Here is a 26,213-nt window from a genome sequence, read left to right on the forward strand (position 1 = left end):
CATCAGAAAAATTCTGGTGGGGTTTTTGGTGGGGAACCAATCAATTTTGACTGATTTTTAACCTTTTATAATAACTGAAAATGCTGTTAAAACAACCATTTCACTTCAAATCATGTTTATAAATCATTCCCACTCTACAGTTGCAGGTGGTTTACTTGTGATATCGTAGACGATGCGGTTGACGTGGTCAACTTCATTTACGATACGGACTGAGATTTTTTGGAGGACTTCCCATGGAATCTTCGCAAAGTCTGCTGTCATTCCATCGATAGAAGTGATAGCACGAATGGCAATAGTGTAGTCATACGTACGGCCGTCACCCATAACACCTACTGAACGAACGCCTGTGTTGACAGTGAAGTATTGCCAGATATCGCGGTCAAGACCAGCTTTGGCGATTTCTTCACGGAGGATAGCGTCAGATTCACGAACGGTTTCGAGTTTTTCTTCAGTGATTTCTCCCATAACACGGATGGCAAGACCTGGTCCTGGGAATGGTTGGCGCCATACGATGTGGTCTGGCATGCCAAGCTCTGTACCAAGCGCACGAACTTCATCCTTGTAAAGAGTGTTCAGTGGCTCGATCAGTTCAAACTGCATGTCTTCTGGAAGTCCACCCACATTGTGGTGAGACTTGATAGTTTGAGCAGTATCCGTACCAGACTCGATCACGTCAGTGTAGAGAGTTCCTTGTGCCAAGAATTTCACATCTTTGAGTTTACTTGCTTCGTCATCAAAGACATAAACAAACTCGTTACCGATGATCTTCCGTTTTTTCTCAGGATCAGATACACCTGCTAACTTATCAAGGAAACGTTTTGCAGCATCTGCTTTGACAATGTTCAAACCAAACTTACCACCAAGCATATCCATCACTTGGTCAGCTTCTCCTTTACGAAGAAGACCGTGGTCTACAAAGATACAGATCAATTGATCGCCGATGGCTTTTTGAAGGAGAACCCCAACAACGGAAGAGTCAACACCACCTGAAAGACCAAGAAGGACACGTTTGTCTCCGACGGTTTCACGGATTTTTTTGATCTGCATGTCAATGAAGTTGTCCATGGTCCAGTCACCTTTAGCCCCACAGATGTTCAAGGCAAAGTTACGCAAGATGTCATAACCGTGAACAGAGTGACGAACCTCAGGGTGGAATTGGATTCCGTAGATTTTCTTGTCTGGATTTTCAATCGATGCAAATGGACAGTCAGCAGAAGTACCAGTGCGGATAAAGTCAGCCGGAATTTCTGTAACAGCATCCCCGTGGCTCATCAAGACCAATTGTTTGTCTGGTGTGCCGGCAAAAAGAGCAGAAGATTCTGTCAAATTCAGTTCAGATTGACCATATTCGCGGTTACCAGCATCACCTGCAGGAACGACCTTCCCACCCAATTTATGGGTTAACAATTGCATCCCGTAACAGATTCCAAGGATTGGAATACCGAGTTCAAAAATTTCAGGATCGATATCAAAAGAACCTTCCTCGTATACAGAGTTTGGTCCACCTGAAAGAACGATCCCAACTGGATTGATTGCACGAACTTCATCAGCAGAAATCTTGTGGCTCTTCAACTCTGAGAAGACTCCAATTTCACGAATCCGACGTGAAATAAGCTGATTGTATTGGCTACCGTAGTCAAGCACGATGATTTTTTCAACATCATGCAAATCAGTTGATAGGTTTGTCATCTTATCCCCTTCTTAAAGAAATTTACTTTCCTCTATTCTAACACAAAAGCCTTGTCTTTACCAATCTCTGATTGAAGAATTAGGAATTTTACGCTACAATAGAGATAACACAGAGAAAGAGCAAGGTTATGATTCCAGCTTACATTCAAATTCATGATCAGATTAAGTCTGAGATTGATCAAAAAATATGGAAAATCGGGGAGCGTCTTCCCAGCGAACGCGATCTAGCTGAGAAATTTCAAGTGAGTCGGATGACTCTTAGGCAAGCTATTACCCTTCTGGTCGAAGAAGGAGTGCTTGAAAGACGGGTTGGAAGTGGTACCTTTATCACTAGCACGCGCGTCCAAGAAAAAATGCGGGGGACAACCAGTTTTACAGAAATTATGAAATCGCAAGGCAAGGAACCTTCTAGCCAAGTGATTTCATACCGGAAAACCATTCCTAGCCTCCAAGAAGTGGACAAATTGGGCATTGATAAGACAGAGACCATCATTCGGATGGAGCGGGTCCGGTATGCTGATGGGATCCCTGTTGTTTATGAAGTGGCCTCTATTCCAGAGAAATTTATTAAGAATTTCAATCGCGAAGAGGTTACCAGCCATTTCTTCCAAACCTTGGAGCGTCATGGTTATAAGATTGGAAAGTCGCACCAGACCATCTATGCGCGATTGGCCAAGGATAAGATTGCGGAGTACTTACAGATTTCAAAAGGGCAGGCTATTTTAGGTCTGACACAGGTTTCCTATTTTGAAGATGGGACGGCTTTTGAGTATGTAAAAAGTCAGTATGTCGGCGAGCGGTTCGAATTTTATTTAGAAAATAACTAAGCTCGCAAATCGTAAAAATAGAAAACTCTTCAAATGTGTGAGAGCTCACTCTCTTTGGCATTTGGGAGCTTTTTTTAGGTTGAAATCATTCTTTCTAAATAGTGATAGTACGGTCAAAAATAAAAGATTTAAAAAAATTTTATTTTTTCTTCAATTTTTGATTTTTTTTACGAATTAATAGATAGAAGCTAGTTTTAGATCTAAAAAAAGATATAAGGCAGGAAAAAATGAAAAAAATTAAAATCGATGTGGTAGCTGTTCCCTTGAGTGGGCATCTGTACCCAACTTTAAATCTCGTTAAACCCTTATTAGATGATCCAACTATGGAAATCCGAATTTTCACGGGTCCTCAGAAAAAAGCCGTCGCAGAAAGTCTCGGCTTCACGGTCGTTCCGATTCTAGAGGACAAAGTAGAAGAATTTGAACGTGTGGCTAATAACGATAAAAAATACAATCTCTTTTCAGCTTATCGGCAATTGTCTAGGAGTCTTGATTTGATTAATCATGTATCGGATCAATTGCTAGAGGAGTGGCGTGTCAACCGTCCAGATATTGTCATTGCTGACTTTATCACTCTATCAGCAGGATTTGTGGCAGAAGAGTTGGAAATTCCTTGGATTACCACCATGGCAACCCAATTTGCAATCGAAACTCCTTATGGTCCTCCTTGCTTCTTCGGAGGGATGGGAATCGCGCGCACGAAGAAGGAAGAGAAGATCCAAGCACTATGCCGTAAACTCACGCGCATTGGAAAATACTGTGGGGCTTTCCTCTTACGCAAACGCTTAAAACGTTACAATTTCAAGTTGTACAATCAAAATGGAGTGGAGACCATCTACTCTCCTTATGCGATCTTTGGAATTGGGATGATGGAGCTAGAGTTGAAAACACACTTCCCTCATCAATATGCGTGGCTTGGCCCTTTGGGGACTTCTCTTGAAAAAGCTGAAGATTATCCTTTAGATCTCAGTCCTTACGAGGACAAGACGAAGGTACTCGTGACATGTGGAACCCAGTTGCCTTGGGCAAAGGAGAATTTGCTAGAACAAACCAAGCAGTTGGCCAAAGAGCATCCAGAATGTCACTTTTTCGTCACCTTAGGAGATGGGGCAAAGGAATTCTCTGAAGAAGAAGTAGCGCCAAATGTGACGGTTGTCTCATATCTACCCTACAAAGAATATATTCCGCAGATGGACTATGTCATTCACCATGGAGGAGCTGGAATCTTTTATCAGTGTATCGAATTTAAAAAACCAGCCTTGATCTTGCCACATGATTATGACCAATTTGACTATGCGATTCGAGGAGTAGAAGCAGGAATTGCCTTTCAAGCTCATCGCAATCGCACCGAAGAGATTCAAGCAGGTTTTAATGCCCTATTAGAAAAAGAATCTTGGGAAAAGTTAGAAAGACTAAACAAACTTTCAAAAACCTACAAGCCGTTGGATACCTTGGAGTTTGAAATTCAACGATTATTAAGACGTGGAACGGATGGGAAACTATGAAAATACTTGTAACAGGTGCGACTGGCTTCCTTGGAAAATATGTGATCGATGAGTTGTTGGCTCACGATTATACCATTGTAGCCTTTGGCCGAAATGAAAAAATTGGGAAGACTCTGGAAAATGATCGCGTCCAATTTATCAAAGGGGATTTGAGCGCTATTGAGGAATTAAGACAAGCCTTTCAGTCTGTTGATGCTGTGGTTCACGCTGGAGCTTTATCCACTGCCTGGGGACCTTGGAAGGCCTTCTATCAGGCGAATGTAGTTGGCACTAAAAATGTCCTTGACTTGTGCCGTGAATATGCGGTAAAACGCTTGGTTTACGTATCTTCTCCCAGTATTTACGCAGCTGGAAAAGACCAATTAAACATTAAGGAAAGCGATGCTCCAAAAGAAAATCACCTCAACAATTATATCCGAAGCAAATTGGCGTCTGAAAAACTTTTTTCTGACTATCCGGATGTGCCAAGTATCATCTTGCGTCCTAGAGGATTATTTGGTGTGGGGGATACCAGCATTTTGCCTCGTGTCTTACGCCTCAGTCGAAAAATTGGAATTCCTTTGATTCGAGGAGGAGAGCAGCTCATGGATATGACCTGTGTGGAAAATGTTGCCCTAGCCATTCGCTTGGCTCTGGAAGCAAAAAAAGCACACGGACAAGTTTATAATATTACAAATGGAGAACCAAAGACCTTTAAGTATTTGATCGAAACAACATTAAAGGGATTAGGAGAGCCGATTCGCTATCGGAAAATTCCGGCAGGTCTTATAGCAGGTGCGGCCTATAGCCTTGAAGGAGTGTATCGATTATTCCATCTGAAAGCTGAACCTCCATTGACTCGCTATACCTATTATCTCCTTCGATATAGCCAAACCCTCGATATTCAAAAGGCCCAAACCGAACTTGGCTACTATCCAAAAATGACCATTGAAGAAGGGATTGACAACTATGTCCAACATGATCAAGCGCATTGATTATTTTCCAGCAGGCTATTGTAGCAGTCATTCTGGTCTCTTATTTAAAGGGATTCCGAATGAAAAAATGCAATTTCCAGCAGGTGTCTTTTTGATTCATCATCGTGAAAAAGGCTATATTTTGTATGATACCGGCTATCACTTCGAGATTAATAAAAAAGCACGGTATTTCTGGTACCGTCTAGCCACCCCAATGCAGATGAAAAAAGAAGACCAGATCGATTATTTATTGCAAGAGCGTGGGATTGATCCAGCAGAAATTACTTATGTGATTCTTTCGCATCTGCACCCTGACCATCTCGGCGGAGCAGCACTTTTTCCAAATGCTCATTTCTTTGTTACCCGGGAAGTCTATGAGGTGTACCAAAAACCGAAATTTAAAGATCTGATTTTTAAAGAGTTTTTGCCAGCTGATTTCAAAGATCGAGTGACTTGTCTCAAAGCAGATCAAAGGCATCCTGCTTTCCCCTATCGCCCGACTGCGGATCTTTTTGGAGATGGGAGCATCCTTGTTTCGTCCATCGATGGACATGCGAGAGGGCAAGGTTGTCTTTATCTGGATGAGCTCAAACTCTTCATCGGAGCAGATCTTTCTTGGGGAGTAGACCTCTTGCCTTTCACACGGCAAATGCGTCTCACTCCTTCCTTGGTTCAGGATGATAAGAAGGCTTATTTAAAAGGAGCTGATTTGCTGGAAACACTCTTGCAAGATGGCATTCAAGTTGTGGTCAGCCACGACCCGCAAGATCGGATTGAAAGGATTTTAAATGAAAAAAATAGTCTTTCTGAAAACCTTTATTGAAACCAGATGGTGCCATCGATTCCGTTCAAGGGAAGCCTTAGAAAGGTACCAAAAAAAGCAATTGGCACGCTACCATGCATTTATCACTTCTCAATCCCCCTATTTTCAAACCCATTCTCCCGAATCCTTTGGAACCATGGATAAAACCTTCATGATGACACATTTCAATGAACTCAATACCCTGGGAGTGGATCGAGATCAGGCTTTAGAGATGGCGATTCGCGGAGAACAGACGCGAGATTTTACTGTGATGAATGGAGAAGTAGCAGTAGGCTTGTCTTCTGGAACCTCCGGCCACCGAGGAGTTTTTGTCACCACAGAAAAAGAAAGAAGTATGTGGGCTGCAGCGATTCTAGCCAAGATGCTACCGAAAGGAAAACTCTTTGGTCATCGCATTGCCTTTTTCTTACGAGCGGACAATGAACTCTATCAAACCATTAATTCAGGCCTGATTCGCTTGGAATATTTTGATATTTTCAAGGATAGCAAGGAGCATTTAGAGCGTCTCAAAGACTATCAACCAACCATTGTGGTTGCACCAGCTTCAACCTTGATTGAGTTAGCCAACTATGTCAGCAATCAGCAACTTGCGATTCAACCCGTCAAGGTCGTTTCTGTCGCAGAGATCCTAGAAGATCGAGATGCTCAGATCATAGCCAAAGCTTTTCAACTAGACAAGCTTGATCAGGTCTACCAAGCGACAGAAGGATTTTTAGCTTGTACCTGTTCAGAAGGCAATCTACATCTCAACGAAGATATTTTGTATGTCGAAAAAGAGTATCTAGATGATAGCCGCTTTTATCCGATTATTACGGATTTCAAACGAACCAGTCAACCCATCTATCGCTACCGCCTCAATGATATTTTGGTGGAAGAAAAGTCTCCTTGCCCTTGCGGTTCCGTCTTTACTCGAATCGCAAAGATCGAAGGACGATCAGATGATATCTTCTATTTCAAAAAAGACGATGGCAGTAGCCAAATGATCTATCCGGATTTTATTCGACGGTGTATTCTCTTTGTCGAAAATATTCAGGACTATCAAGTAACTCAGTTGACAGATGGATCCATTACCATTGCCTTGAGTCACCGGACAGAGTCTATGGAGCAAGCGATTTTTGCTCAATTTGAACTCTTAGCTCAGCAGAAACAATTCATTCTCCCAAGTATTCATTTTATCAATTACCAATGGGACCCAACACGTAAATTAAAACGTGTTCAACGACTTCAATAAAAGGAGAATCCTATGACTACTGTAAAAAGACATTTGCAAATTAAAGGCTATGGAACAGCGCTTCCAGCTCATACCGTGACTTTCAAAGACCAAACTCGTTACCGCGTGAAAGAAGGAGAAGAAACACAGATTGATCTTGCAGCGCGTGCGATTGAAGCGGCTTTAAACCATGCAGGACTTAAGATGGCAGACATCGACTGCCTGGTTTCGGCTAGTGCGGTTGGCGTTCAGCCCATTCCTTGTACAGCAGCTCTGATCCATGAGCGCGTGGCCAAGGGACTGACGATTCCTGCTATGGATATCAATACCACTTGTACCAGTTTTGTATCTGCTTTAAGCACTGTTTCTTATCTGATTGAAGGTGGTGAATACCAACGGATTCTGATTGTATCCAGTGAAGTAGGGAGCCTAGGGCTGAATCCTAAACAAAAAGAAAGCTTTGAATTGTTTAGTGATGGAGCTGCAGCCTTTATTTTTGAAGCAACAAAGGAAGATAAAGGAATCATTGCCAGTATGCAACGTACTTGGTCTGAGGGAGCCCATGATACTGAAATTCGTGGTGGTTTGACAGCTTATCATCCGAAATTGTACTCTGAAGCAACCAAGACGGATTTCATGTTTGATATGAAAGGGAAGAAAATCCTCTTACTTTCTGCCCGTGTTATTCCAGAAATGTTCCAAGAATTCCAAGAAAAATCAGGCATTTCTAAAGATGCTGTAGACTATATTATTCCTCACCAGGCCAGCCGTGCTCTTCCTTTGGTCATGGATAAATTAGGCGTCGGAAAAGACAAGTATCTCAATATTGTCAGCGATTATGGAAATATGGTTTCCGTTGCTGTTCCTTTTGGTTTAGCCTATGCGCTTGATCATGGCAATGTGAAGGAAGGCGATACCATCTTCTTGATGGGAACTGCAGCAGGGATGACGGTCAATATGTTGGCACTGAAACTTTAATGATGAATCCTCTTATTTCAAGCTCAAAAAGCATCAAGTCCCGCTAGTCTTTAGCGGGCTTTTTTGATATAATGAAAGGTATGGAAATTGAGAAAACCAACCGAATGAATGCGCTCTTTGAGTTTTATGCAGCGCTCTTGACGGACAAGCAGATGAACTACATCGAGCTCTACTACGCAGATGACTACAGCTTGGCTGAGATTGCAGAAGAGTTTGGAGTGAGCCGTCAAGCGGTCTATGACAATATTAAACGTACAGAAAAGATTTTGGAAGATTACGAAATGAAACTCCATATGTATTCCGATTACATTGTACGCAGCCAGATTTTTGATCAGATTTTAGAACGCTATCCGGAAGATACTTTTCTACAAGAGCAGGTTGAAATTTTATCAAGCATTGACAATCGGGAGTGATTATGGGCAGTCTCGTCATTTATCAAGGAATACCTTGCAAACTATTAGTCACAGAGGAAGTATTTCCTACTCGACTACAGATTATCTCGCCCAATGATATCTCCAAAGCTATGCAAATAGGTTTTAGCTGTTGGGGATATCCAAATGAAATCATGAAAGAAGTCACACCCGAAGAACTAGAATGTTTGCAACATTTCGGACGATTTCCACTGAATTGAAAAAATAGGAGAAAATAATGGCATTTGAAAGTTTAACCGAACGTTTACAGAACGTCTTTAAAAATCTTCGTAAGAAAGGGAAAATCTCTGAAGCGGATGTCCAAGAGGCAACCAAAGAAATTCGTCTAGCCCTCTTAGAGGCCGACGTTGCCCTCCCTGTTGTAAAAGACTTTATCAAACGCGTCCGCGAGCGGGCCGTAGGTCATGAGGTCATTGAAACCCTGAATCCTGCCCAACAAATCGTGAAGATTGTCGATGAAGAATTGACAGCCATTTTGGGTTCTGAGACAGCAGACATTATCAAGTCGCCTAAGATTCCAACTATTATCATGATGGTCGGTCTTCAAGGGGCTGGTAAAACAACCTTTGCTGGGAAATTGGCTAACAAATTGGTCAAGGAAGAAAACGCACGTCCTTTGATGATTGCAGCCGATATCTATCGTCCAGCAGCCATCGACCAGTTGAAGACCCTTGGTCAACAGATCAATGTTCCTGTCTTCTCACTTGGTACAGAAGTCCCTGCGGTAGAGATTGTTCGTCAAGGTTTGGAGCAGGCGAGAGCCAATCACAATGACTATGTCTTGATCGATACGGCTGGTCGTCTGCAAATCGATGAAAAACTCATGGGCGAATTGCGAGATGTCAAAGCCCTTGCTGAGCCAAACGAAATCCTCTTGGTTGTCGATGCCATGATCGGTCAAGAAGCGGCCAATGTGGCGCGTGAGTTCAATGAACAACTCGAAGTAACCGGAGTCATTTTGACCAAGATCGATGGGGATACCCGTGGTGGTGCAGCCCTTTCTGTCCGTCAGATTACTGGGAAACCAATCAAGTTCACTGGTACTGGTGAAAAAATCACTGATATCGAAACCTTCCACCCAGACCGTATGTCTGGTCGGATCCTCGGTATGGGGGATATGCTGACACTGATCGAGAAGGCTTCTCAAGAATACGATGAGAAACGCTCCCTTGAACTCGCTGAGAAGATGCGGGAAAATACCTTCGATTTCAACGATTTCATCGATCAGTTAGACCAAGTTCAAAACATGGGACCAATGGAAGATCTGCTCAAGATGCTTCCAGGGATGGCCAACAACCCAGCTATGAAGAACCTTAAGGTTGATGAACGCGAAATTGCTCGCAAACGTGCGATCGTATCATCCATGACCCCAGCTGAACGGGAAAATCCAGATCTCTTGAATCCAAGCCGTCGTCGTCGTATTGCTGCTGGATCAGGAAATACCTTTGTCGAAGTCAATAAATTCATCAAGGACTTTAACCAAGCCAAGCAGATGATGCAAGGTGTCCTCTCTGGTGATATGAACAAGATGATGAAACAAATGGGGCTCAATCCAAATAATATGCCGAAAAACATGCCTGGTGGAATGCCTGATATGTCTGCTCTTGAAGGGATGATGGGACAAGGTGGGATACCTGACTTGTCAGCTCTTGGCGGAGGCGCTGGAATGCCTGATATGAGCCAAATGTTTGGCGGTGGTCTCAAAGGAAAAGCCGGTGAATTTATGATGAAACGGGCGATGAACAAGATGGCCAAACAAATGCGCAAAAATAAGAAAAAACGGAAATAATCGTTTCTAATAAGGGCCTGGAACACACTGTTCTGGGTTCTTTTAGAAACTACTACTAGAGGAAAGATGTTAAAAAAACTATTTCAACAAGTCATTCGTTTCTTTGCAAGATTGTTTTCTTCGCACAGCAAGCCCTTTGAATTTCCAAAAGGGTCGAAGAAACCTCCGATCAGACCAATCATCCTTGTCCCTGGGAGTTCAGCCAGTATCCAGCGATTCAATGGAACCATCCGCATGCTCCATCGCTTTTCTAGAAAAAAACAGAGTCTCTTAAAAATAAAAGTCAACAAAGATGATTCTATAGAGATGGAGGGAAGACTGAATACGAAAGAGCCGAATCCGATGATTGTAATTGGCTTCGAGAACAATCGAGATGGCTACAGCAATATCAAGCAGCAAATCGAATCCCTTAAGATCGCTTTAACCTATCTTCTTGATCACTATCATTTTACAGAGTTTAAGGCAGTCGGGCATTCCAATGGGGGACTGGTTTTGACTGGTTTATTGGAAAGTGGCTTTTTAGAGAAAAAGAAGGTAACCGTCAGCAAGTTGGCTATTATTGGCAGTCCTTACCAATTCAATCAAGAAATGTTTGACGATTTTCAAAAATGGAAGCATCGCCTGGGAAAAGAAGTAGAGGTCCTTAATTTTGTCGGTAGCTTTGCTGGAAAATCAGATGGCATCGTCCCTCTTTCTAGCGCACAAGCAGCACAATCTATTTTTGACAATCAGGCCTATACAGAAGTGAATTTAAACGGTCGTAAGGCTCATCATTCAGCTTTACCCACTAATCCAGATCTAGTGAAACAATTAAGTCTATTTTTGAATCTATAATTAAATTACATAATTTCGGTTATGTAATTTTTATTTGTCTCTTGCAATCCTTAGGTAAATATGGTACATTTTTGGTAGCGATTACACATACCTAAGGAGGATTTTATGAAAGATCCTAAATTACTAGAGACAATGAAAGCATACAAGGGACGAGATGACGTTCCTGTTGATTTTGATAGCTTTTGGAATCAAGCCCTAGCAAAGATGACTGAACTGCCAGAATACAAGCTCGAAGAACGAGATTTCAGCATTCCAAATGTGATTTGTTATGAATTAACCTTTAAAGGAACCAGAAATGGCCTTGTCTATTCAAGAATGATCCTCCCAAAAACGGATCAAAAGGTTCCCGTTGTTTTCCATTTTCACGGCTATATGGGCCGTTGTTGGGATTGGTCCGACATGCTGGCTTATACAGTAGCTGGCTATGGTGTTGTGTCTATGGACGTAAGAGGGCAATCAGGCTATTCAACGGACGGAGATCGCTCACCACTTGGGAATACGGTAAAAGGACAGATTATCCGTGGAGCCGTGGAAGGTCCGGATGAGCTCTTTTATAAAGATATCTACTTAGACCTTTACCAGTTAATTGAAATTGTAGCCAACCTTCCTCAAGTAGATGACAGCAAACTTGCCAGCTACGGAGCCTCTCAAGGTGGTGCCCTGGCCCTGATTGCTGCTGGATTAAATCCCCGAATCCAACGAACAGTCGCCATTTATCCATTCTTATCGGATTTCAGACGGGTATTAGAGATCGGAAATACCAGTGAGGCCTATGACGAGCTTTTCCGTTATTTCAAGTTCCATGATCCATTCCATGAAACGGAAGATCGTTTGATGCAGACTTTGGCCTATATTGATGTGAAAAATTTTGCCCATCGTATCAAAGGACAGGTTCACATGATTACAGGTCTAGATGATGATGTCTGTTATCCTGAAACGCAGTTTGCCATTTATAATCGATTAGAAGGTCCAAAAGAGCATTTAATCATGCCAGAATATGCCCACGAAGCTATGAATGTTCAAGTCAATGATCGAATCTATAATTGGCTCTGTGGTAGCAAGATTCCATTTCGATATGTAGAAAAATAAGTTAGAAAAGAAAAACAATCAGTAAATCCATGAGATTTGCTGATTGTTTTGTGTTTAAAAGGGATCTAGTATAGAAAGGGATACAAAACAGTCCTATATAAACCCTATAACATCTTTCCGAAAAACTATAATTTTCTTGAAAAATATATCTGGCTATGCTATACTACTAGTATAGAAAGATTTGGAGAAAAACATGAAACGCGAGATCTTATTAGAACGTATCGATAAACTCAAACAAGTCATGCCCTGGTATGTATTGGAATATTACCAATCAAAATTGGCCGTTCCATACAGTTTTACAACCTTGTACGAATACTTAAAGGAATACGATCGATTTTTCACCTGGGTCTTGGAATCTGGTATATCGGATGCTGACACCATGGCCGAGATCCCCTTAGACGTTCTGGAGCACATGACCAAGAAAGACATGGAGTCCTTTATTCTTTACCTACGTGAACGTCCTCTGCTTAATGCTAACACAACTAAAAATGGAGTTTCTCAAACGACAATAAACCGTACCCTTTCTGCACTTTCCAGTCTCTATAAATACTTGACTGAGGAGGTTGAGAATGAGCAAGGGGAACCTTATTTCTACCGTAATGTCATGAAGAAGGTTGCTACCAAAAAAAAGAAAGAAACTTTGGCTGCTCGAGCTGAGAATATCAAGCAAAAACTCTTTTTAGGAGATGAAACAGAAGGTTTCCTAAACTATATCGACCAGGAGTACCCTCAAACACTCTCAAATCGCGCCTTATCCTCCTTTAATAAGAATAAAGAGCGAGATTTAGCCATTATCGCACTCCTTCTTGCCTCTGGTGTCCGTCTCTCTGAAGCAGTCAACTTGGACCTTCGTGACCTCAATCTTAAGATGATGGTCATTGACGTCACTCGAAAAGGTGGAAAACGAGACTCAGTCAATGTTGCTGCCTTTGCTAAGCCTTATCTCGAGCAATATCTTGCTATTCGAGACAAACGTTACAAGACAGAAAAGACTGATACAGCTTTATTCTTAACCTTGTATCGAGGTGTTCCAAACCGGATTGATGCTTCTAGTGTTGAAAAAATGGTGGCCAAGTATTCAGAAGACTTCAAAGTCCGCGTGACGCCCCATAAACTACGCCATACATTAGCAACGCGTCTCTATGATGCAACCAAATCACAGGTTTTGGTCAGCCACCAGCTGGGACATGCTAGCACACAAGTTACCGACTTATATACCCATATTGTCAATGACGAACAAAAGAATGCCTTGGATAGTTTATAAGATTACATAACGGAAGTTATGTAAAATGTATTCTATTAGAAAAAGAGCGTAGATTTTTATATGGAATCTTACGCTCTTTTATTCTTTCTATAAAAATTCAATCCAATAATTACGGTGTGGTTCAATAATGACTGGTTTTCCCCAAAATGATTTTAGATAAGCCAGGTTTGCAGGGGTGACCGGTCTTTTTTCACCATTGTACTTCTCTGCACTCTCTTCTGTTAAAAAGCATTTCACTGCTTCATATGGTGTTCCGTCACTCGCTATTCGATCAATTCCTAAATAAGCAATTTCATCACCGGCCTTCGGAAAATCTGTAAATAGTTTACCAATAAAATAAACCGTCTTATCTTTCATTAATTCATAAGCTTTACTATTTTCCAATCTGTTATTCGCTGCAGCGTACATAATACAAAAGCTATCCACGATATCTTTCAAAGGCATTAATTCTTCTTTACTGACTATAATTTCGTCGGGAGCAAGACCACCAATGATTAGGTTTTCATAATGTGGTTGCTGGATGACGTTATCTAAAGCCATTCCTAAAGGGATTTGGATAGCTTGATAGCCTATTGGCTCTAATTCTTGTTTTTTCATGTCAAAGTGTTCTTGTGTAATACTGACATTCAAATCATAAGGACTTGAAGGTTGTTGCTTGCTAAAAAAAGCCACTACTATACGATCTAACTGTTCAAATAAACCAAGATTTTCAACTGGAATTTTCATCATCGAATATGATCCCCTTTTTGTTCAGATTTCCTCTATATTCTACACTCATGGTATTTAAATATCAAGTTTAAGATAAAAGATATCCATGTTAAATGGATATCTTTTACTTTATTCCACCACTGCCTCAGCGATTTCCTCTGCAGTGATACCTGCAAAGTAACGACCTAGGTTAATGGTTTGAAGGGCTTTGAGGACGTCTTCACGTTCGTATTTAACGCCACGAAGAACATCTTCTACTGCTGCAACGTCTTCAATACCAAAGAAGTCACCGTAAATCTTGATGTCTTGAATTTTTGATTCAATGACATTAGCGAAGATTTCAACCTTACCGCTTGGGAATTTTGTGCCACGACGGATATTGTATTCAGGAGACTTTCCATAGTTCCAGTCCCAGGTACCAAACTTGGTTTCCTTGATACGATTGATTTCAGCCAATTCTTCATCCGAGAAGACATATTCTGTCATCTCAGGGTATTCTTTCTTCATGTAGTCCAAAAGGAGGTCACGGAACTCTTCAACCGTGATTTTTTCTGGCAATTCATCGATGATATTGGTCACACGAGCACGAACCGATTTAACCCCTTTAGACTCAAACTTGTCTTTAGACACCTTGAGAGCATTAGCAAGGACAGACAAATCCACGTCAAAGAGAAGGCATCCATGGTGCATGATCCGACCATTGATGTAAGCTTGGGCATTTCCACAGAATTTCTTGCCGTCAATCTCTAAGTCGTTACGTCCTGTAAATTCAGCCTTAACCCCAAGTTGAGCCAAGGTGTTGATCACAGGAGTTGAGAAGCTCTTGAAGTCAAAGGCTTTGTTTTCATCTTCTTTTGAAATAATGGTGTAGTTGAGGTTGTTCAAATCGTGATAAACAGCCCCACCACCACTGATCCGGCGAACCACTTCAATCCCATGCTCCCGAACATAGTCACGGTTGATTTCTTCGATGGTATTTTGGTGACGACCAACGATAATCGAAGGTTTGTTAATCCAAAGAAGGAAGATTTGATCCTCATCTAAAAGGTGTTTGAAGGCATATTCTTCCAAAGCAATATTAAAAGCAGTATCATTTGAATAATTAATAATGTATTTCATAAGATTCCTTTATATACGATAGAGACTGGTCCAGCATTTGCTGTCCAGCCATTCTATCATTTCAAATACTATTTCTTCTTAGGTGAATGAACAGCCAAGCCAAGTACATCCGCAAAGGCTTCGTACATCACTTCTGAGAAGGTTGGGTGTCCGTGGATGGTCTTGAGCATTTCTTCTACAGTGATTTCCATCTCAATGATGGTTGAAGCTTCGTTGATCAATTCAGCTGCTGCTGGACCAATGATATGAACCCCAAGAACTTCACCGTATTTCTTATCTGCAATAACTTTAACAAATCCTTGAGCCGCATCTGATGCAATGGCACGTCCGTTCGCCGCAAAGTTAAATTTACCGATTTGAACATCGTATTTTTCACGAGCTTGTTCTTCTGTCAAACCAACAGCCGCAACTTCAGGAAGTGTATAGATGGCTGCAGGAGTCAAGTTCAATTTGGCAACAGCATGGTTTCCTTTAAGGGCGTTTTCAGCTGCCACTTCACCCATACGGAAGGCAGCGTGAGCCAACATCTTGGTACCGTTGATATCACCTGGCGCATAGATACCTGGAACAGATGTTTCCATGTATTCATTGACCTTGATCCGTCCACGATCCAATTCAAAATCAACTTCACCGATTCCTTCAAGATCCGGAACACGACCGATTGAAAGAAGAGCTTTGTTGGCGATGATATCGTCTTTTCCTTCAACCTTGATACGGAGTTTTCCGTCTTCTTCAATGATTTCTTGCAGTTTTGTATCGGTCAAGATGGTCATCCCCTTGCGTTCAAGAATCAAACGAAGGTTCTTAGATACTTCCGCATCCATAGCTGGAACGATGCGGTCCATCATTTCGATGACTGTTACTTTTGAACCAAAGGTCATGAAGGCTTGACCAAGTTCGATCCCGACAACACCACCACCGATGATGACAAGGCTTTCTGGAACTTCATTCATTTCAAGAATATCGTCACTGGTCATGACAAGGGATGATTCCATACCTGGAACGTTAATCTTGCTAACTTTTGAACCACCGGCAAGGATGATTTTCTTCGTTTCAAGCAATTCAGAACCATTAACCAAGACATTCTTATCTTTCGTAATGGTACCGATACCCTTGTGAACATCCACTCCGTAGCTGCGAAGAAGTCCTGCAACACCACCGACGAGGGTATTTACGACCTTGTTCTTGGTTTCAAGAACCTTATCCATATCCACTGAGAAACTTGGATTTTCAATGATAATACCACGGTTGGCTGCATGACCAATATTTTCGATAATTTCAGCGTTGTGAAGGTAAGTCTTAGTTGGGATACATCCGCGGTTCAAACATGTTCCACCAAGTTCAGATTTCTCAACAAGAGCAACCTTACCACCTAATTGAGCTGCCTTAATAGCAGATACGTAACCAGCAGGACCACCACCGATTACTACGATATCATAAGCGTCATCGCTCTTATTGTCATCGTTTGAAGCACTTGCTGCAGTTGGTGCTGGACTCGTTTCTGGTGCTGCTGCTCCAGCGGTTGGGATGTTTTCCCCTTCTTCACCAAGGTAACCGATCACTTCTGTTACAGGAACAGTTTCTCCATCCCCTTTCAGGATAGCAATCAAGTAACCGTCTTCTTCCGCTTCCAACTCCATGCTGACTTTGTCTGTCATGATTTCAAGGAGCACTTCTCCTTCTTTTACAAATTCGCCGACTTTTTTATTCCACTGGACGATTTGTCCTTCGGTCATATCTACGCCGGCTTTTGGCATAATTACTTCTAAGGCCATTTTATTTCCCTCTTTTTCTTGTTTCTATTCTCTCTCGTTGATTAGACCAACATTGAAATCGGGTCTTCAATCAAGGCTTTCAAGTCTTTCATGAATTTGGCACCAGCCATCCCATCGACAACGCGGTGGTCAATGGTCAAGCCCAAGCTCATGATTGGACGAATGACAATTTCACCATTCACAACAACTGGTTTTTCAACCGTTGCGCTAACTCCAAGAATGGCAGAGTTTGGTTGGTTGATTATCGGTCCAAATGATTGAACACCAAACATCCCCAAGTTACTGATGGTAAAGGTTGAGTTTTGCAATTCAATTGGAGTAAGTTTACCATCCAAGGTACGTCCGATAACGTCCTTGAAGGCTACGACCAACTCTGACAAGGTCATTTTTTCTGCATTATAGACAACTGGTGTCATCAGTCCATTGTCCATTCCAACCGCCATCGCTAAGTTGACATAGTTGTGAGTAATGATGGTTTTGCCATCTTCCGTCAATGATGCATTGATGTAGGGGTGTTTCATCAAGGTCTTAACCACTGCTAAAGAAAGCAAATCTGTTACAGTGACTTTCTTGCCAGTAGCTTCCATGATTGGATCCAATACTTTCTTACGAAGGGCCAACATTTGAGACATATCAACGTCATAGTTCAAAGTAAAGGTTGGTGCTGTCAAGTAAGATTCCACCATCCGTTGAGCGATTACCTTACGCATTGGTGTCATTGGAATCCGCTCGATCTCACCATAAGGTGTCACATTATCAGGAACTTCTTCGACTTTCTCAATTTGAGCAGGTGACTTAATGGTCTCATTCTCAATATTTTCAGGAAGGAAAGCAAGGACGTCCTTCTTCATAATCTTGCCACGATGACCAGTTCCTTGGATTTCTTGCCAAGCAATATTGTGTTCTAAAGCAATTCGTTTTGCAAGTGGTGAAATGCGAACCACATTTGTGTCTTTATAGGTTTCCACGTCTTCTTTGTGGACACGACCGTTTGCGCCTGAACCAGAAACATCATAGAGGTTGATCCCAAGATCATCCGCTAATTTTCTAGCCGCAGGAGTCGCTCTTAGCTTATCATCAGCCATGACCTCTCCTATTCTATTATAAGATATCAAGGACGTAGAGGACAAAGAAAAAATAGGAGATTTACGCTGTGTTCGATGAACACAAGGAAATCTATCTTTTTTTCACAGTCCTCCGTCCGGATTCAGTTATAAGATACTAAGGGCGTTTAAAAGCGACAGAAAAATAGGAAATCGATGCAGACTTCGATGAAGTCAAGGAGATTTATCTTTTTTCCGAGCTTTTAGCCCGTGCTCTAATTTAAGATATTAAGGACGTAGAGGACAAAGAAAAAATAGGAGATTTACGCTGTGTTCGATGAACACGAGGAAATCTATCTTTTTTTCACAGTCCTCCGTCCGGATTCAATTCTACAAGCAACTTGGATACACACGTATCTCAAGTTGCTACGGTTGCCGCTATCAGGCGGTCAACCTAGTAGACTTACTAATTCGTTCGTCGAATATCATCAATTCGACTCACTCATATCGCATTTTATCAATTTCAAAATGAAAGATAAAACCACGAATATGTTACATAATTTAGGTTATGTATTATTCTTTGTTGTATGTTTTACGAATAGCATCTTTGATGCTTTCAACTGTTGGAATCATTGCATTTTCAAGGTTTTGTGCGTAAGGCATTGGCACATCTTCCCCCGCACAACGGCGGATTGGTGCATCCAAGTAATCAAATGCTTCTGATTCAGAAATAATAGCTGAAATTTCACCAATATAGCCACTTGTTTTGTGGGCATCATTGAAAAGGACTACTTTTCCTGTCTTCTTGACAGAATTAATGATGATCTCTTTATCAAGTGGAACCAAGGTACGTGGGTCTACTACTTCTACTGAGATCCCTTCTTCTGCTAATTCTTCAGCAGCTTGCATCACGCGACGAAGCATTTTTCCGTAGGTTACGACAGTGACGTCAGTTCCTTCGCGTTTGATTTCTCCGACACCAAGTGGAATCGTGTAGTCTGGATCAACTGGCACTTCCCCTTTTTGGTTGAATTCTGATTTGTATTCCAGAATGATAACGGGGTTGTTATCACGGATAGATGACTTGAGAAGTCCCTTCATATCCGCTGGCGTACCAGGAGCAACAACTTTCAAACCAGGAATATGAGTAAACCATGATTCCAAAGATTGGGAGTGTTGAGCTGCAGATCCAACTCCATTCCCAGCAGCACAGCGAATGGTCATCGGTACTTGACCTTTCCCGCCAAACATGTAGCGAGTCTTAGCAGCTTGGTTGACAATAGCATCCATGGCAATTACTGAGAAATCCATGAAGGTCATATCAACGATTGGGCGAAGTCCAGTCATGGCTGCACCAGCTGCTGCACCTGAAATTGCAGCCTCAGAAATCGGACAGTCACGGACACGTTCTGGACCAAACTCTTCCAGCATCCCTACAGAAGTCCCGAAGTCTCCACCGAACACTCCGACATCTTCTCCCATCAACAATACATTTTCGTCGCGACGCATTTCCTCAGACATAGCAAGGATAATGGTATCGCGGAAAGACATTAATTTAGTTTCCATAATTCTCTACTCCCCCTTAGTCTGCGTAAATATCTTCGAAAGCTGATTCGAGTGGAGGGAATGGGCTTTCTTCCGCAAATTTCACTGAAGCTTCCACTGCTTCTTTTACTTCTTCTTGGATCTGATCCAATTCTTCTGCGCTCGCAATCTCATTTTCAAGGAGATACTTGCGAAGGTTTTCGATTGGATCTTTCTTCTTCCACTCTTCGACTTCTTCACGGGTCCGGTATTTACCAGGGTCTGAAGATGAGTGACCAAGCCAACGATAGGTGACACTCTCGATCAAGACAGGGCCTTTACCAGAGCGGACGTGATCGACTGCCTTCTTAAATCCTTCATAGACATCAATAACGTTGTTCCCATCAGGAATAAACATTCCAGGAATGCCGTAAGCAGCACTACGCTCGTGGATATGCTGGATATTGGTCATTTTCTTGATATCAGCAGAGATTCCGTAACCGTTATTGATACAGTAGAAAATAACTGGCAGATTCCAAATCGAAGCCATATTGACCGCTTCGTGGAAGACACCTTCGTTGGTTGCTCCGTCCCCAAAGAAGCAGACGACAATCTTACCAGTCTTTTTCATTTGTTGAGTAAGGGCAGCACCTACTGCGATTCCCATACCACCACCTACGATACCGTTAGCACCAAGGTTACCCGCATCTAGGTCGGCGATATGCATAGATCCACCCTTACCTTTACAAGTTCCCGTATATTTACCAAGGATCTCAGCCATCATACCGTTAAGGTCAATACCTTTAGCAATAGCTTGTCCGTGACCACGGTGATTTGAGGTGATGAGGTCATCTTCATTTAGAGCTAACATAGCCCCAACGTTTGCAGCTTCCTCACCAACAGAAAAGTGCGTCATACCGGGCACTTTTCCTTTTTTTACTAATTGAGCAATTTTTAAGTCCATGCGACGGATTTCTTCCATCTTACGGAACATATCCAATAAGAGACTTTTATCTAATGTTGCCATCATTTCGCCTTTCTTAACATTTATTCATACTCTTTTATTCTAGCCAAAAATGAAAGCACTGTCAAAAATAATGCTCAAATGATTTCACAAACTTTATTCCTTGGAAGAAGGTTTTATAGGCTTTTTTTAATATAAATTCAATATTTCACAAACTTATTTCTCATAGTTTTACTATACATATAAAAAACCGATAGGATCCTATCCTACCGGTCGGCATCTTATGATTGGCGTTGGCCAAAGTCGTGAATCATTTGTTCTAACTCTTCACGACTAGGTGTTGTAAGCATATAGAGGTAATCTCCCTGAAGTTCTGCAAAGGCAGCAGGCATGTCTTTCTTCACACGGAATTGATCACGGTATTTGGCCAAAACTTCTTCCTCTGAAAGGACATAAGTTGCATTGGCACGGCGAGAAGTCGCCAAGCAATAAAGTGGCTCAAACTCAGAAGCTGGGAAAGGTTCTCCTGCTACGATGGCAGCATAACCACGGTACAAATCAATGGAGTGAGCATAATTGTAGACATCGATCGTAAAGCCACCTGCTGGACGATTATTGTACTCGATTGCAATATAGTCATCCCCGTCGCGGAAGAACTCGATATGGAAGAAACGCTCTTTCATTCCAAAGGCTTTGACAATCGCTTCCCCGTATTGACGCAATTTTGGATCCATCTCTTTAAGGACATAATAAGAGTTATCCATCTTGTAGAGCATCAAATCTAATGGCGTATAGGCATAGTCAAAAGTCGTTGAGAAGACAATGTTACCATCGCGATCAACCAGACCATCAAAGGTACAAATCTCGCTAGAAGTGACGAATTTCTCAAAGAAGTACTCCGTATGTCCATCCCATTCTGCCTTGAAATGATCTACATCTTCTGGTGTTTCAAGTTTAAAGGTCGCTGCTGCACCTACTCCATTGTCAGGTTTGGCAATCAATGGCAACCCGATCTTCTTCACAGCCTTGTCGATATCTTTTTCTGTTTTAACCACGGCACCCGGAACGACTGGGACTCCAGCCTTCTTGAAGAGTTTCTTCATTTCGGATTTGAACTTAGTTTTCTTCAGATCTTTTGGCTTAGCTCCGAAGACATTGAATTGCTCCCGAAGCGCCGCATCTAATTCCAACCAGTACTCGTTATGGGACTCGATGCGATCGATTGGGCCGTGTTTATAGAAGAGGAAGGCTGCTGCACGCTTCACTTCATCTAAGTCTTCCATATTTTCTACACGGAAATACTCTGTCAAACTATTGCGCAAAGGCTCATCTAACTGTTCGTACGGCTCTTGACCAATCCCCAAGACGGTGATTCCCTTGTTAGCTAGTTCAATGGTGAATTGTTGGAAATTTTGTGGATAATAAGGTGAAATAACAAGATAATTCATAGAGGTCTCCTCCCTTTTGACTTATAGATACATTTGTCCTAGGAAATAGGGCATTTGCTTGCGCCACCATTCCCAATCGTGGGCTACATCATGGCCCCATTCAGCGAACCATGCAGGAATATTTTTGTGATCAAAGGCTTCTTTCAGTTTATAGAAAGATGGAAGTCCATCTTGTTCCCAAGCTCCTAAACCAGTACAAATAACGATTTCGGCCTGACGGTAACGATCGATAAACCAGCCATCATTTTGGTTCCAAATATAATCAGATGGAGAATTTTGGTAAATGGCTTCATCGCCTCCAAAATCACCAACAAAGAAACGAGCGTCATAGACACCACTCAAGGCAATCACTTTGTTGAAGACATCTGGATGTTGCAAGAAGAAATTAAGCGCGTGGTAAGCTCCCATTGAGCAACCAGTTGTCATCATCGGATCAAACCAGCCTGTTTTGTGTTTGATAAAAGGAATGGCTTCTTCAATCACATAACGTTCATACGCTCGGTGCATTTCGGCACGATCGTGAGGATTCTTCCAATTACAAAGCCAGCTATCACTATCCACACTAGAAAGGGTAAAGAATTGAACCCGTCCTTCTTCGATAAACCGAGCACAAGCATCAATCATACCAAAGTCATAGTATTCGTTATGGCTTCCACCTGATGAAGCAAAGACCACAACAGGAATACCTGCATGCCCATAACGGTTTAGATACATTTCGCGGTTAAGTTGGCCACTCCAGTGGCTTAGATGTTCAATATTCATAGGTTCCTCTTTCTTTATTATAAAAATTTAAAATCTTCTAGTCCCACTTCTCTGCTAAGAAACGAAGACATTCCGGTAAATGCTCTGCCCAGGCTTCTTCATGGTGGATAGCCCCAGATTGAATCCGAATGGCAATATTTTCTAAAGCAACTCCTTGTTGGATAACGTCGTGATAATAACGAAGGGATGAATCAATATAGGCTTGCTTGATATTTCCCGCCATCAGCGTTTTATCTGTATCATCCGCCTCTTCAGTCCCTACATAGATGTAGATCCGTTGATCTGCATATAATTTTTTGCGTTCGATATAATGATTGAAGGCATCTTGGTGTAGCCAGTTAGCAGATGAAAAGACCCCTAAACAACCAATTTGATCTTGGTACTCTAAGCCCAAGAATTGGGTAATATTCCCACCCAAGGAAGATCCAATCATGGCCGTATGTTCTCGATCAGCAAGAGTCCGGTATTCTTGGTCGATAAAAGGTTTCACCACCTCCATGACAAATTCGCCGTACTCAACTCCCTTGCCACCAAATTGCATGCCAGGAATATTGGATTCCTTGTACTTCCAGGCAGAGTATTCATTCATGCGTTGGAAACCATCATTATCGATCGCAACAACAATCATGCGACTAATATCGGGATTCCGCTTAATGGCTGGAATCACCTTCCAGGAATGACCCGCATAAGCTTCCTTGCTGTACAAAACGTTTTGCCCATCGTGGAAATAAACCACAGGGTAACGTCTATCTGTATCCGTTTCATAATTCTTAGGTAATAAGACTCGCACACGACGGAGTTTTCCGGTATAAGGCACTTTCAACTCGTGTGTCTTCATATCTAAATAAAAATAGGATTTGTTCATTGTCAGAAAACTCTCTATATTCTAAATTTTATTCATTATACCATTTTTAGAAGAAAAAGTCTGGATTTTCTCCAAACTTTTTCCTTTCTTGGGTTATTTTTCCATAAACTGAGCCAAATCTTGTAAAGAACGTTCGGCAATTTTCTCATAACGTTCCTTTTTATCCCGAATGCGTGGTCCTTCTAGCTCTTTGATAATCCCGAAGTTGACATTCATGGGTTGGAAATGCTTGCTATCTGCATGGGTGATATAGTGAGCCAGGCTTCCGATAGCTGTCGTTTCAGGGAAAATCGCTGCTTCTTCTCCTTTGAAAAGGCGAGCGGCATTGATTCCAGCTACCAAACCTGAGGCCGCTGACTCAACATAGCCTTCTACACCTGTCATTTGACCTGCAAAGAAGAGATTTGGTTGTTTCTTCGAGCGGTAGGTTTGTTCCAGCAGATTTGGAGAATCCATGTAGGAATTGCGGTGCATGACGCCGTATCTGACAAACTCCGCATGTTCCAAACCAGGAATCATTTGGAAGACCCGTTTTTGTTCGCCCCATTTAAGGTGAGTTTGGAAGCCGACGATATTGTAGAGGCTGGCAGCCGCATTGTCTTGGCGCAACTGAACGACTGCGTAGGGTATCTTAAACTCCCCATCACGTGGCCCTTTGTAATCATCTGGATACTCGAGTCCAACTGGCTTCATAGGACCATAGAGCATGGTTTTGATACCACGTTTGGCCATGACTTCAATGGGCATACAGCCTTCGAAATACTTTTCTTTTTCAAAAGAGTTGAGCGGGGCTTCTTCAGCATTGACCAAGGCCTCGTGGAAGTCCATAAACTCTTGCTTGGTCATTGGGCAGTTGAGATAAGCTGCTTCTCCCTTGTCATAGCGTGACTTGAGATAGACCTTGTTCATATCGACAGTATTGACATCGATGATTGGAGCTGCTGCATCATAAAAATAGAAACCATCGCCACCATTAAGGGCGTGAATCTTTTCTGCCAAGGCATCGCTGGTTAGAGGCCCCGTTGCGACCACTGTGATGGCATCTGTCGGCAATTCAGTAATTTCATCACGAATGACTTCAATAAGCGGGTGTTGGGACACCTTCTCCGTCACCCGGCTAGCAAAACCTTCTCGGTCCACAGCAAGTGCTCCACCGGCTGGTACACGAGTCGCTTCCGCTGCTTCAAGGATGACAGAACCCAGACGACGCATTTCTTCTTTGAGGAGCCCGACAGCATTGGTGAGAGAATCCCCACGAAGAGAGTTGGAACAAACTAGCTCCGCAAAGTTGTCTGTTTTGTGTTGCGGAGTGGATTTAACCCCCCGCATTTCATAAAGCTTGACCGGAATTCCCTGTTGGGCAATCTGGTAAGCTGCTTCTGAGCCGGCGAGGCCTGCACCGATCACATTGATATAAGATTGAGACATGACACTAATACCTCTTTGGGTATCAAAACACCTCACTGAACTGTTAGACACCCACAAATCTTTCTAATTTTCTACTTGGTCCATTATACCAAAAAGCCAAGTAAAAAGACAAACAGGAAAAACCCTGACTGTCTTCGAAAATCATTGTTTATTGAAGCTGAATGATCTATAAGCATTCAGCTGATTTTTGTCTTCGTAACTAATGCTAAAGCCCACTTCTGTATTCCTAGGTAGTTTATCAACTTGAAGTATTTGAGCAAGTAAGTATTGAAAATCAGAATCCGTCCAATTTTCAATATCTTCATTAGTTACTTGTAGGTTTTGTTTTCGTACCTCTTTTATATCAATGTCTATATCAATTCTAAAGGTCGAACGATTATCAGCAACTCTATTTAAGAGTATTTCGCGATTACGAATAAGTATATCATCATCTAGATTTTTTTCTCTTCTTGGGTCTAGCTGCTTGATCAACGGAGCTAGTTCTTTGATATCCGTCTTTAAAATGGCCTCTCTTTTTTCTTGCTCCTCAAGATAAGTTTCTGGATTTCCACTATATTCTTCTTTTGGTACCAAAGAAGACCTCGAGTTAAAGAACTTCAATTCAATTGAGTTTTTAATATAAAGTTTCCTAATCGCATCATCGCTTAAAAATGTCGAAATCAAGCTACCGCTCTGAAGTAGCTTATTGTATGCTTCGTCTAGCCTATCATAATTGTCATCACCAGAAACATACTCCATTTCTAGGCGATAGACTTTTTTCTTCGAAAAACCTAGGAAAATTTTCTTCTCGACTTCTTTAAGTTTCGGATTATATCTGAGGACTGGAGTTTTCTCAACATAATCTTTTTCAAAATCTACATAGACATCAACAAATTTTTCAGTTCCTTCAATGTAAATTGGAGATCCCTGATAGCCGAACGTATCAGCTGTCGAGTATCCTTCCGCTTTTAGCCCTGCAGCTTCTACTACGGAACGAATATTTGACATAGCCGCATTCGCTAAATCATTATCTACTCCGTTGTTACATGATGACAATATTAATAATGTCAGCATAGGTAAGAGTACACTAATTACTTTCTTAATCGCTTTTCTTTTCATTTCTCCTCCTAGCATGCAATTTAAACAAAATCCTTATTTTCGTTACAGTTAGAATCTTAAAGGGATCAATTTCCAGTTGATTGGTGA

General features: G+C 41.9%; 24 protein-coding genes. 12 read left to right on the forward strand and 12 right to left on the reverse strand.

Features of this window, described 5'->3' with window-relative positions:
- Window positions 1-123 precede the first annotated feature (123 nt).
- Entirely contained in the window at window positions 124-1,689 is a 1,566-nt protein-coding gene (guaA, locus tag LIZ08_RS03040) for a glutamine-hydrolyzing GMP synthase (protein ID WP_023918114.1), read from the reverse strand.
- A gap of 128 nt (window positions 1,690-1,817) precedes the next feature.
- On the opposite strand from guaA, the gene LIZ08_RS03045 reads away from it, so the two are divergent.
- The 12 genes from LIZ08_RS03045 to xerS all read left to right on the forward strand — a co-directional run bounded on the left by LIZ08_RS03045 (window position 1,818) and on the right by xerS (window position 13,392).
- On the forward strand, window positions 1,818-2,516 hold the full coding sequence (locus LIZ08_RS03045; protein ID WP_003007291.1) for a GntR family transcriptional regulator: 699 nt from the start codon (window positions 1,818-1,820) through the stop codon (window positions 2,514-2,516).
- Window positions 2,517-2,743: 227 nt separating this feature from the next.
- Window positions 2,744-4,021 carry a glycosyltransferase gene (locus tag LIZ08_RS03050; protein ID WP_045759451.1) on the forward strand — a complete coding sequence of 426 codons (1,278 nt, stop codon included), beginning with the start codon at window positions 2,744-2,746 and terminating at the stop codon, window positions 4,019-4,021.
- On the forward strand, window positions 4,018-4,995 hold the full coding sequence (locus LIZ08_RS03055; RefSeq protein ID WP_049483268.1) for an NAD-dependent epimerase/dehydratase family protein: 978 nt from the start codon (window positions 4,018-4,020) through the stop codon (window positions 4,993-4,995). Before LIZ08_RS03050 ends, LIZ08_RS03055 begins: the two co-directional genes overlap by 4 nt.
- A complete protein-coding gene (locus LIZ08_RS03060; protein ID WP_227038247.1) occupies window positions 4,970-5,797 on the forward strand; it encodes an MBL fold metallo-hydrolase in 828 nt (275 codons plus the stop codon). The genes LIZ08_RS03055 and LIZ08_RS03060 overlap by 26 nt, the downstream gene beginning before the upstream one ends.
- On the forward strand, window positions 5,763-7,028 hold the full coding sequence (locus LIZ08_RS03065) for a F390 synthetase-related protein (protein WP_227038248.1): 1,266 nt from the start codon (window positions 5,763-5,765) through the stop codon (window positions 7,026-7,028). The genes LIZ08_RS03060 and LIZ08_RS03065 overlap by 35 nt, the downstream gene beginning before the upstream one ends.
- A 12-nt stretch (window positions 7,029-7,040) precedes the next feature.
- On the forward strand, window positions 7,041-7,985 hold the full coding sequence (locus LIZ08_RS03070) for a 3-oxoacyl-[acyl-carrier-protein] synthase III C-terminal domain-containing protein (RefSeq protein WP_227038249.1): 945 nt from the start codon (window positions 7,041-7,043) through the stop codon (window positions 7,983-7,985).
- Window positions 7,986-8,065: 80 nt separating this feature from the next.
- Window positions 8,066-8,398, forward strand: coding sequence for a putative DNA-binding protein (locus LIZ08_RS03075; protein WP_003001435.1), 333 nt, complete (start codon window positions 8,066-8,068; stop codon window positions 8,396-8,398).
- 2 nt (window positions 8,399-8,400) lie between these two features.
- Window positions 8,401-8,616, forward strand: coding sequence for a 2-oxoglutarate:acceptor oxidoreductase (locus tag LIZ08_RS03080; protein WP_227038250.1), 216 nt, complete (start codon window positions 8,401-8,403; stop codon window positions 8,614-8,616).
- Window positions 8,617-8,633: 17 nt separating this feature from the next.
- On the forward strand, window positions 8,634-10,205 hold the full coding sequence (ffh, locus tag LIZ08_RS03085; RefSeq protein WP_227038251.1) for a signal recognition particle protein: 1,572 nt from the start codon (window positions 8,634-8,636) through the stop codon (window positions 10,203-10,205).
- 66 nt (window positions 10,206-10,271) lie between these two features.
- Complete coding sequence (locus LIZ08_RS03090; protein WP_227038252.1) at window positions 10,272-11,039, forward strand: alpha/beta hydrolase; 768 nt, start codon at window positions 10,272-10,274, stop codon at window positions 11,037-11,039.
- 105 nt (window positions 11,040-11,144) lie between these two features.
- The gene (locus tag LIZ08_RS03095; RefSeq protein WP_227038253.1) at window positions 11,145-12,128 is read left to right on the forward strand and encodes an acetylxylan esterase; all 984 of its coding nucleotides are present in this window, start codon (window positions 11,145-11,147) and stop codon (window positions 12,126-12,128) included.
- Window positions 12,129-12,321: 193 nt separating this feature from the next.
- Window positions 12,322-13,392 carry a tyrosine recombinase XerS gene (xerS, locus tag LIZ08_RS03100; RefSeq protein ID WP_003001539.1) on the forward strand — a complete coding sequence of 357 codons (1,071 nt, stop codon included), beginning with the start codon at window positions 12,322-12,324 and terminating at the stop codon, window positions 13,390-13,392.
- Window positions 13,393-13,479: 87 nt separating this feature from the next.
- Here the strand turns inward: xerS and LIZ08_RS03105 are convergent, their stop codons facing one another.
- From LIZ08_RS03105 to LIZ08_RS03155, 11 genes are all read right to left on the reverse strand, one after another.
- The gene (locus LIZ08_RS03105; protein WP_227038254.1) at window positions 13,480-14,121 is read right to left on the reverse strand and encodes a hypothetical protein; all 642 of its coding nucleotides are present in this window, start codon (window positions 14,119-14,121) and stop codon (window positions 13,480-13,482) included.
- A gap of 108 nt (window positions 14,122-14,229) precedes the next feature.
- A complete protein-coding gene (locus LIZ08_RS03110; RefSeq protein ID WP_070465922.1) occupies window positions 14,230-15,219 on the reverse strand; it encodes a lipoate--protein ligase in 990 nt (329 codons plus the stop codon).
- 68 nt (window positions 15,220-15,287) lie between these two features.
- Window positions 15,288-16,994, reverse strand: a complete 1,707-nt coding sequence (gene lpdA / locus LIZ08_RS03115) for a dihydrolipoyl dehydrogenase (protein ID WP_227038255.1) — start codon at window positions 16,992-16,994, stop codon at window positions 15,288-15,290.
- Window positions 16,995-17,035: 41 nt separating this feature from the next.
- Window positions 17,036-18,079, reverse strand: a complete 1,044-nt coding sequence (locus tag LIZ08_RS03120; protein ID WP_227038256.1) for a dihydrolipoamide acetyltransferase — start codon at window positions 18,077-18,079, stop codon at window positions 17,036-17,038.
- 531 nt (window positions 18,080-18,610) lie between these two features.
- Window positions 18,611-19,603: an alpha-ketoacid dehydrogenase subunit beta gene (locus LIZ08_RS03125; RefSeq protein WP_227038257.1), complete on the reverse strand. Its 993-nt coding sequence runs from the start codon at window positions 19,601-19,603 to the stop codon at window positions 18,611-18,613.
- A 16-nt stretch (window positions 19,604-19,619) separates the two neighbouring features.
- Window positions 19,620-20,588 carry a thiamine pyrophosphate-dependent dehydrogenase E1 component subunit alpha gene (locus LIZ08_RS03130; protein WP_049475000.1) on the reverse strand — a complete coding sequence of 323 codons (969 nt, stop codon included), beginning with the start codon at window positions 20,586-20,588 and terminating at the stop codon, window positions 19,620-19,622.
- Window positions 20,589-20,806: 218 nt separating this feature from the next.
- Window positions 20,807-21,973, reverse strand: a complete 1,167-nt coding sequence (locus tag LIZ08_RS03135; RefSeq protein ID WP_125826992.1) for an ATP-grasp domain-containing protein — start codon at window positions 21,971-21,973, stop codon at window positions 20,807-20,809.
- A gap of 21 nt (window positions 21,974-21,994) precedes the next feature.
- The gene (locus tag LIZ08_RS03140; protein ID WP_031573207.1) at window positions 21,995-22,735 is read right to left on the reverse strand and encodes an esterase family protein; all 741 of its coding nucleotides are present in this window, start codon (window positions 22,733-22,735) and stop codon (window positions 21,995-21,997) included.
- Window positions 22,736-22,772: 37 nt separating this feature from the next.
- On the reverse strand, window positions 22,773-23,600 hold the full coding sequence (locus LIZ08_RS03145; RefSeq protein ID WP_031573204.1) for an alpha/beta hydrolase: 828 nt from the start codon (window positions 23,598-23,600) through the stop codon (window positions 22,773-22,775).
- A 93-nt stretch (window positions 23,601-23,693) separates the two neighbouring features.
- Complete coding sequence (gene trmFO, locus LIZ08_RS03150) at window positions 23,694-25,028, reverse strand: methylenetetrahydrofolate--tRNA-(uracil(54)-C(5))-methyltransferase (FADH(2)-oxidizing) TrmFO (RefSeq protein WP_227038258.1); 1,335 nt, start codon at window positions 25,026-25,028, stop codon at window positions 23,694-23,696.
- A 141-nt stretch (window positions 25,029-25,169) separates the two neighbouring features.
- Window positions 25,170-26,126, reverse strand: a complete 957-nt coding sequence (locus LIZ08_RS03155) for a hypothetical protein (protein ID WP_227038259.1) — start codon at window positions 26,124-26,126, stop codon at window positions 25,170-25,172.
- Window positions 26,127-26,213 lie beyond the last annotated feature (87 nt).

Origin of the sequence: Streptococcus sp. 210928-DFI.4.42 (assembly GCF_020554365.1) — a bacterium.
GTDB classification, from domain to species: domain Bacteria; phylum Bacillota; class Bacilli; order Lactobacillales; family Streptococcaceae; genus Streptococcus; species Streptococcus parasanguinis_S.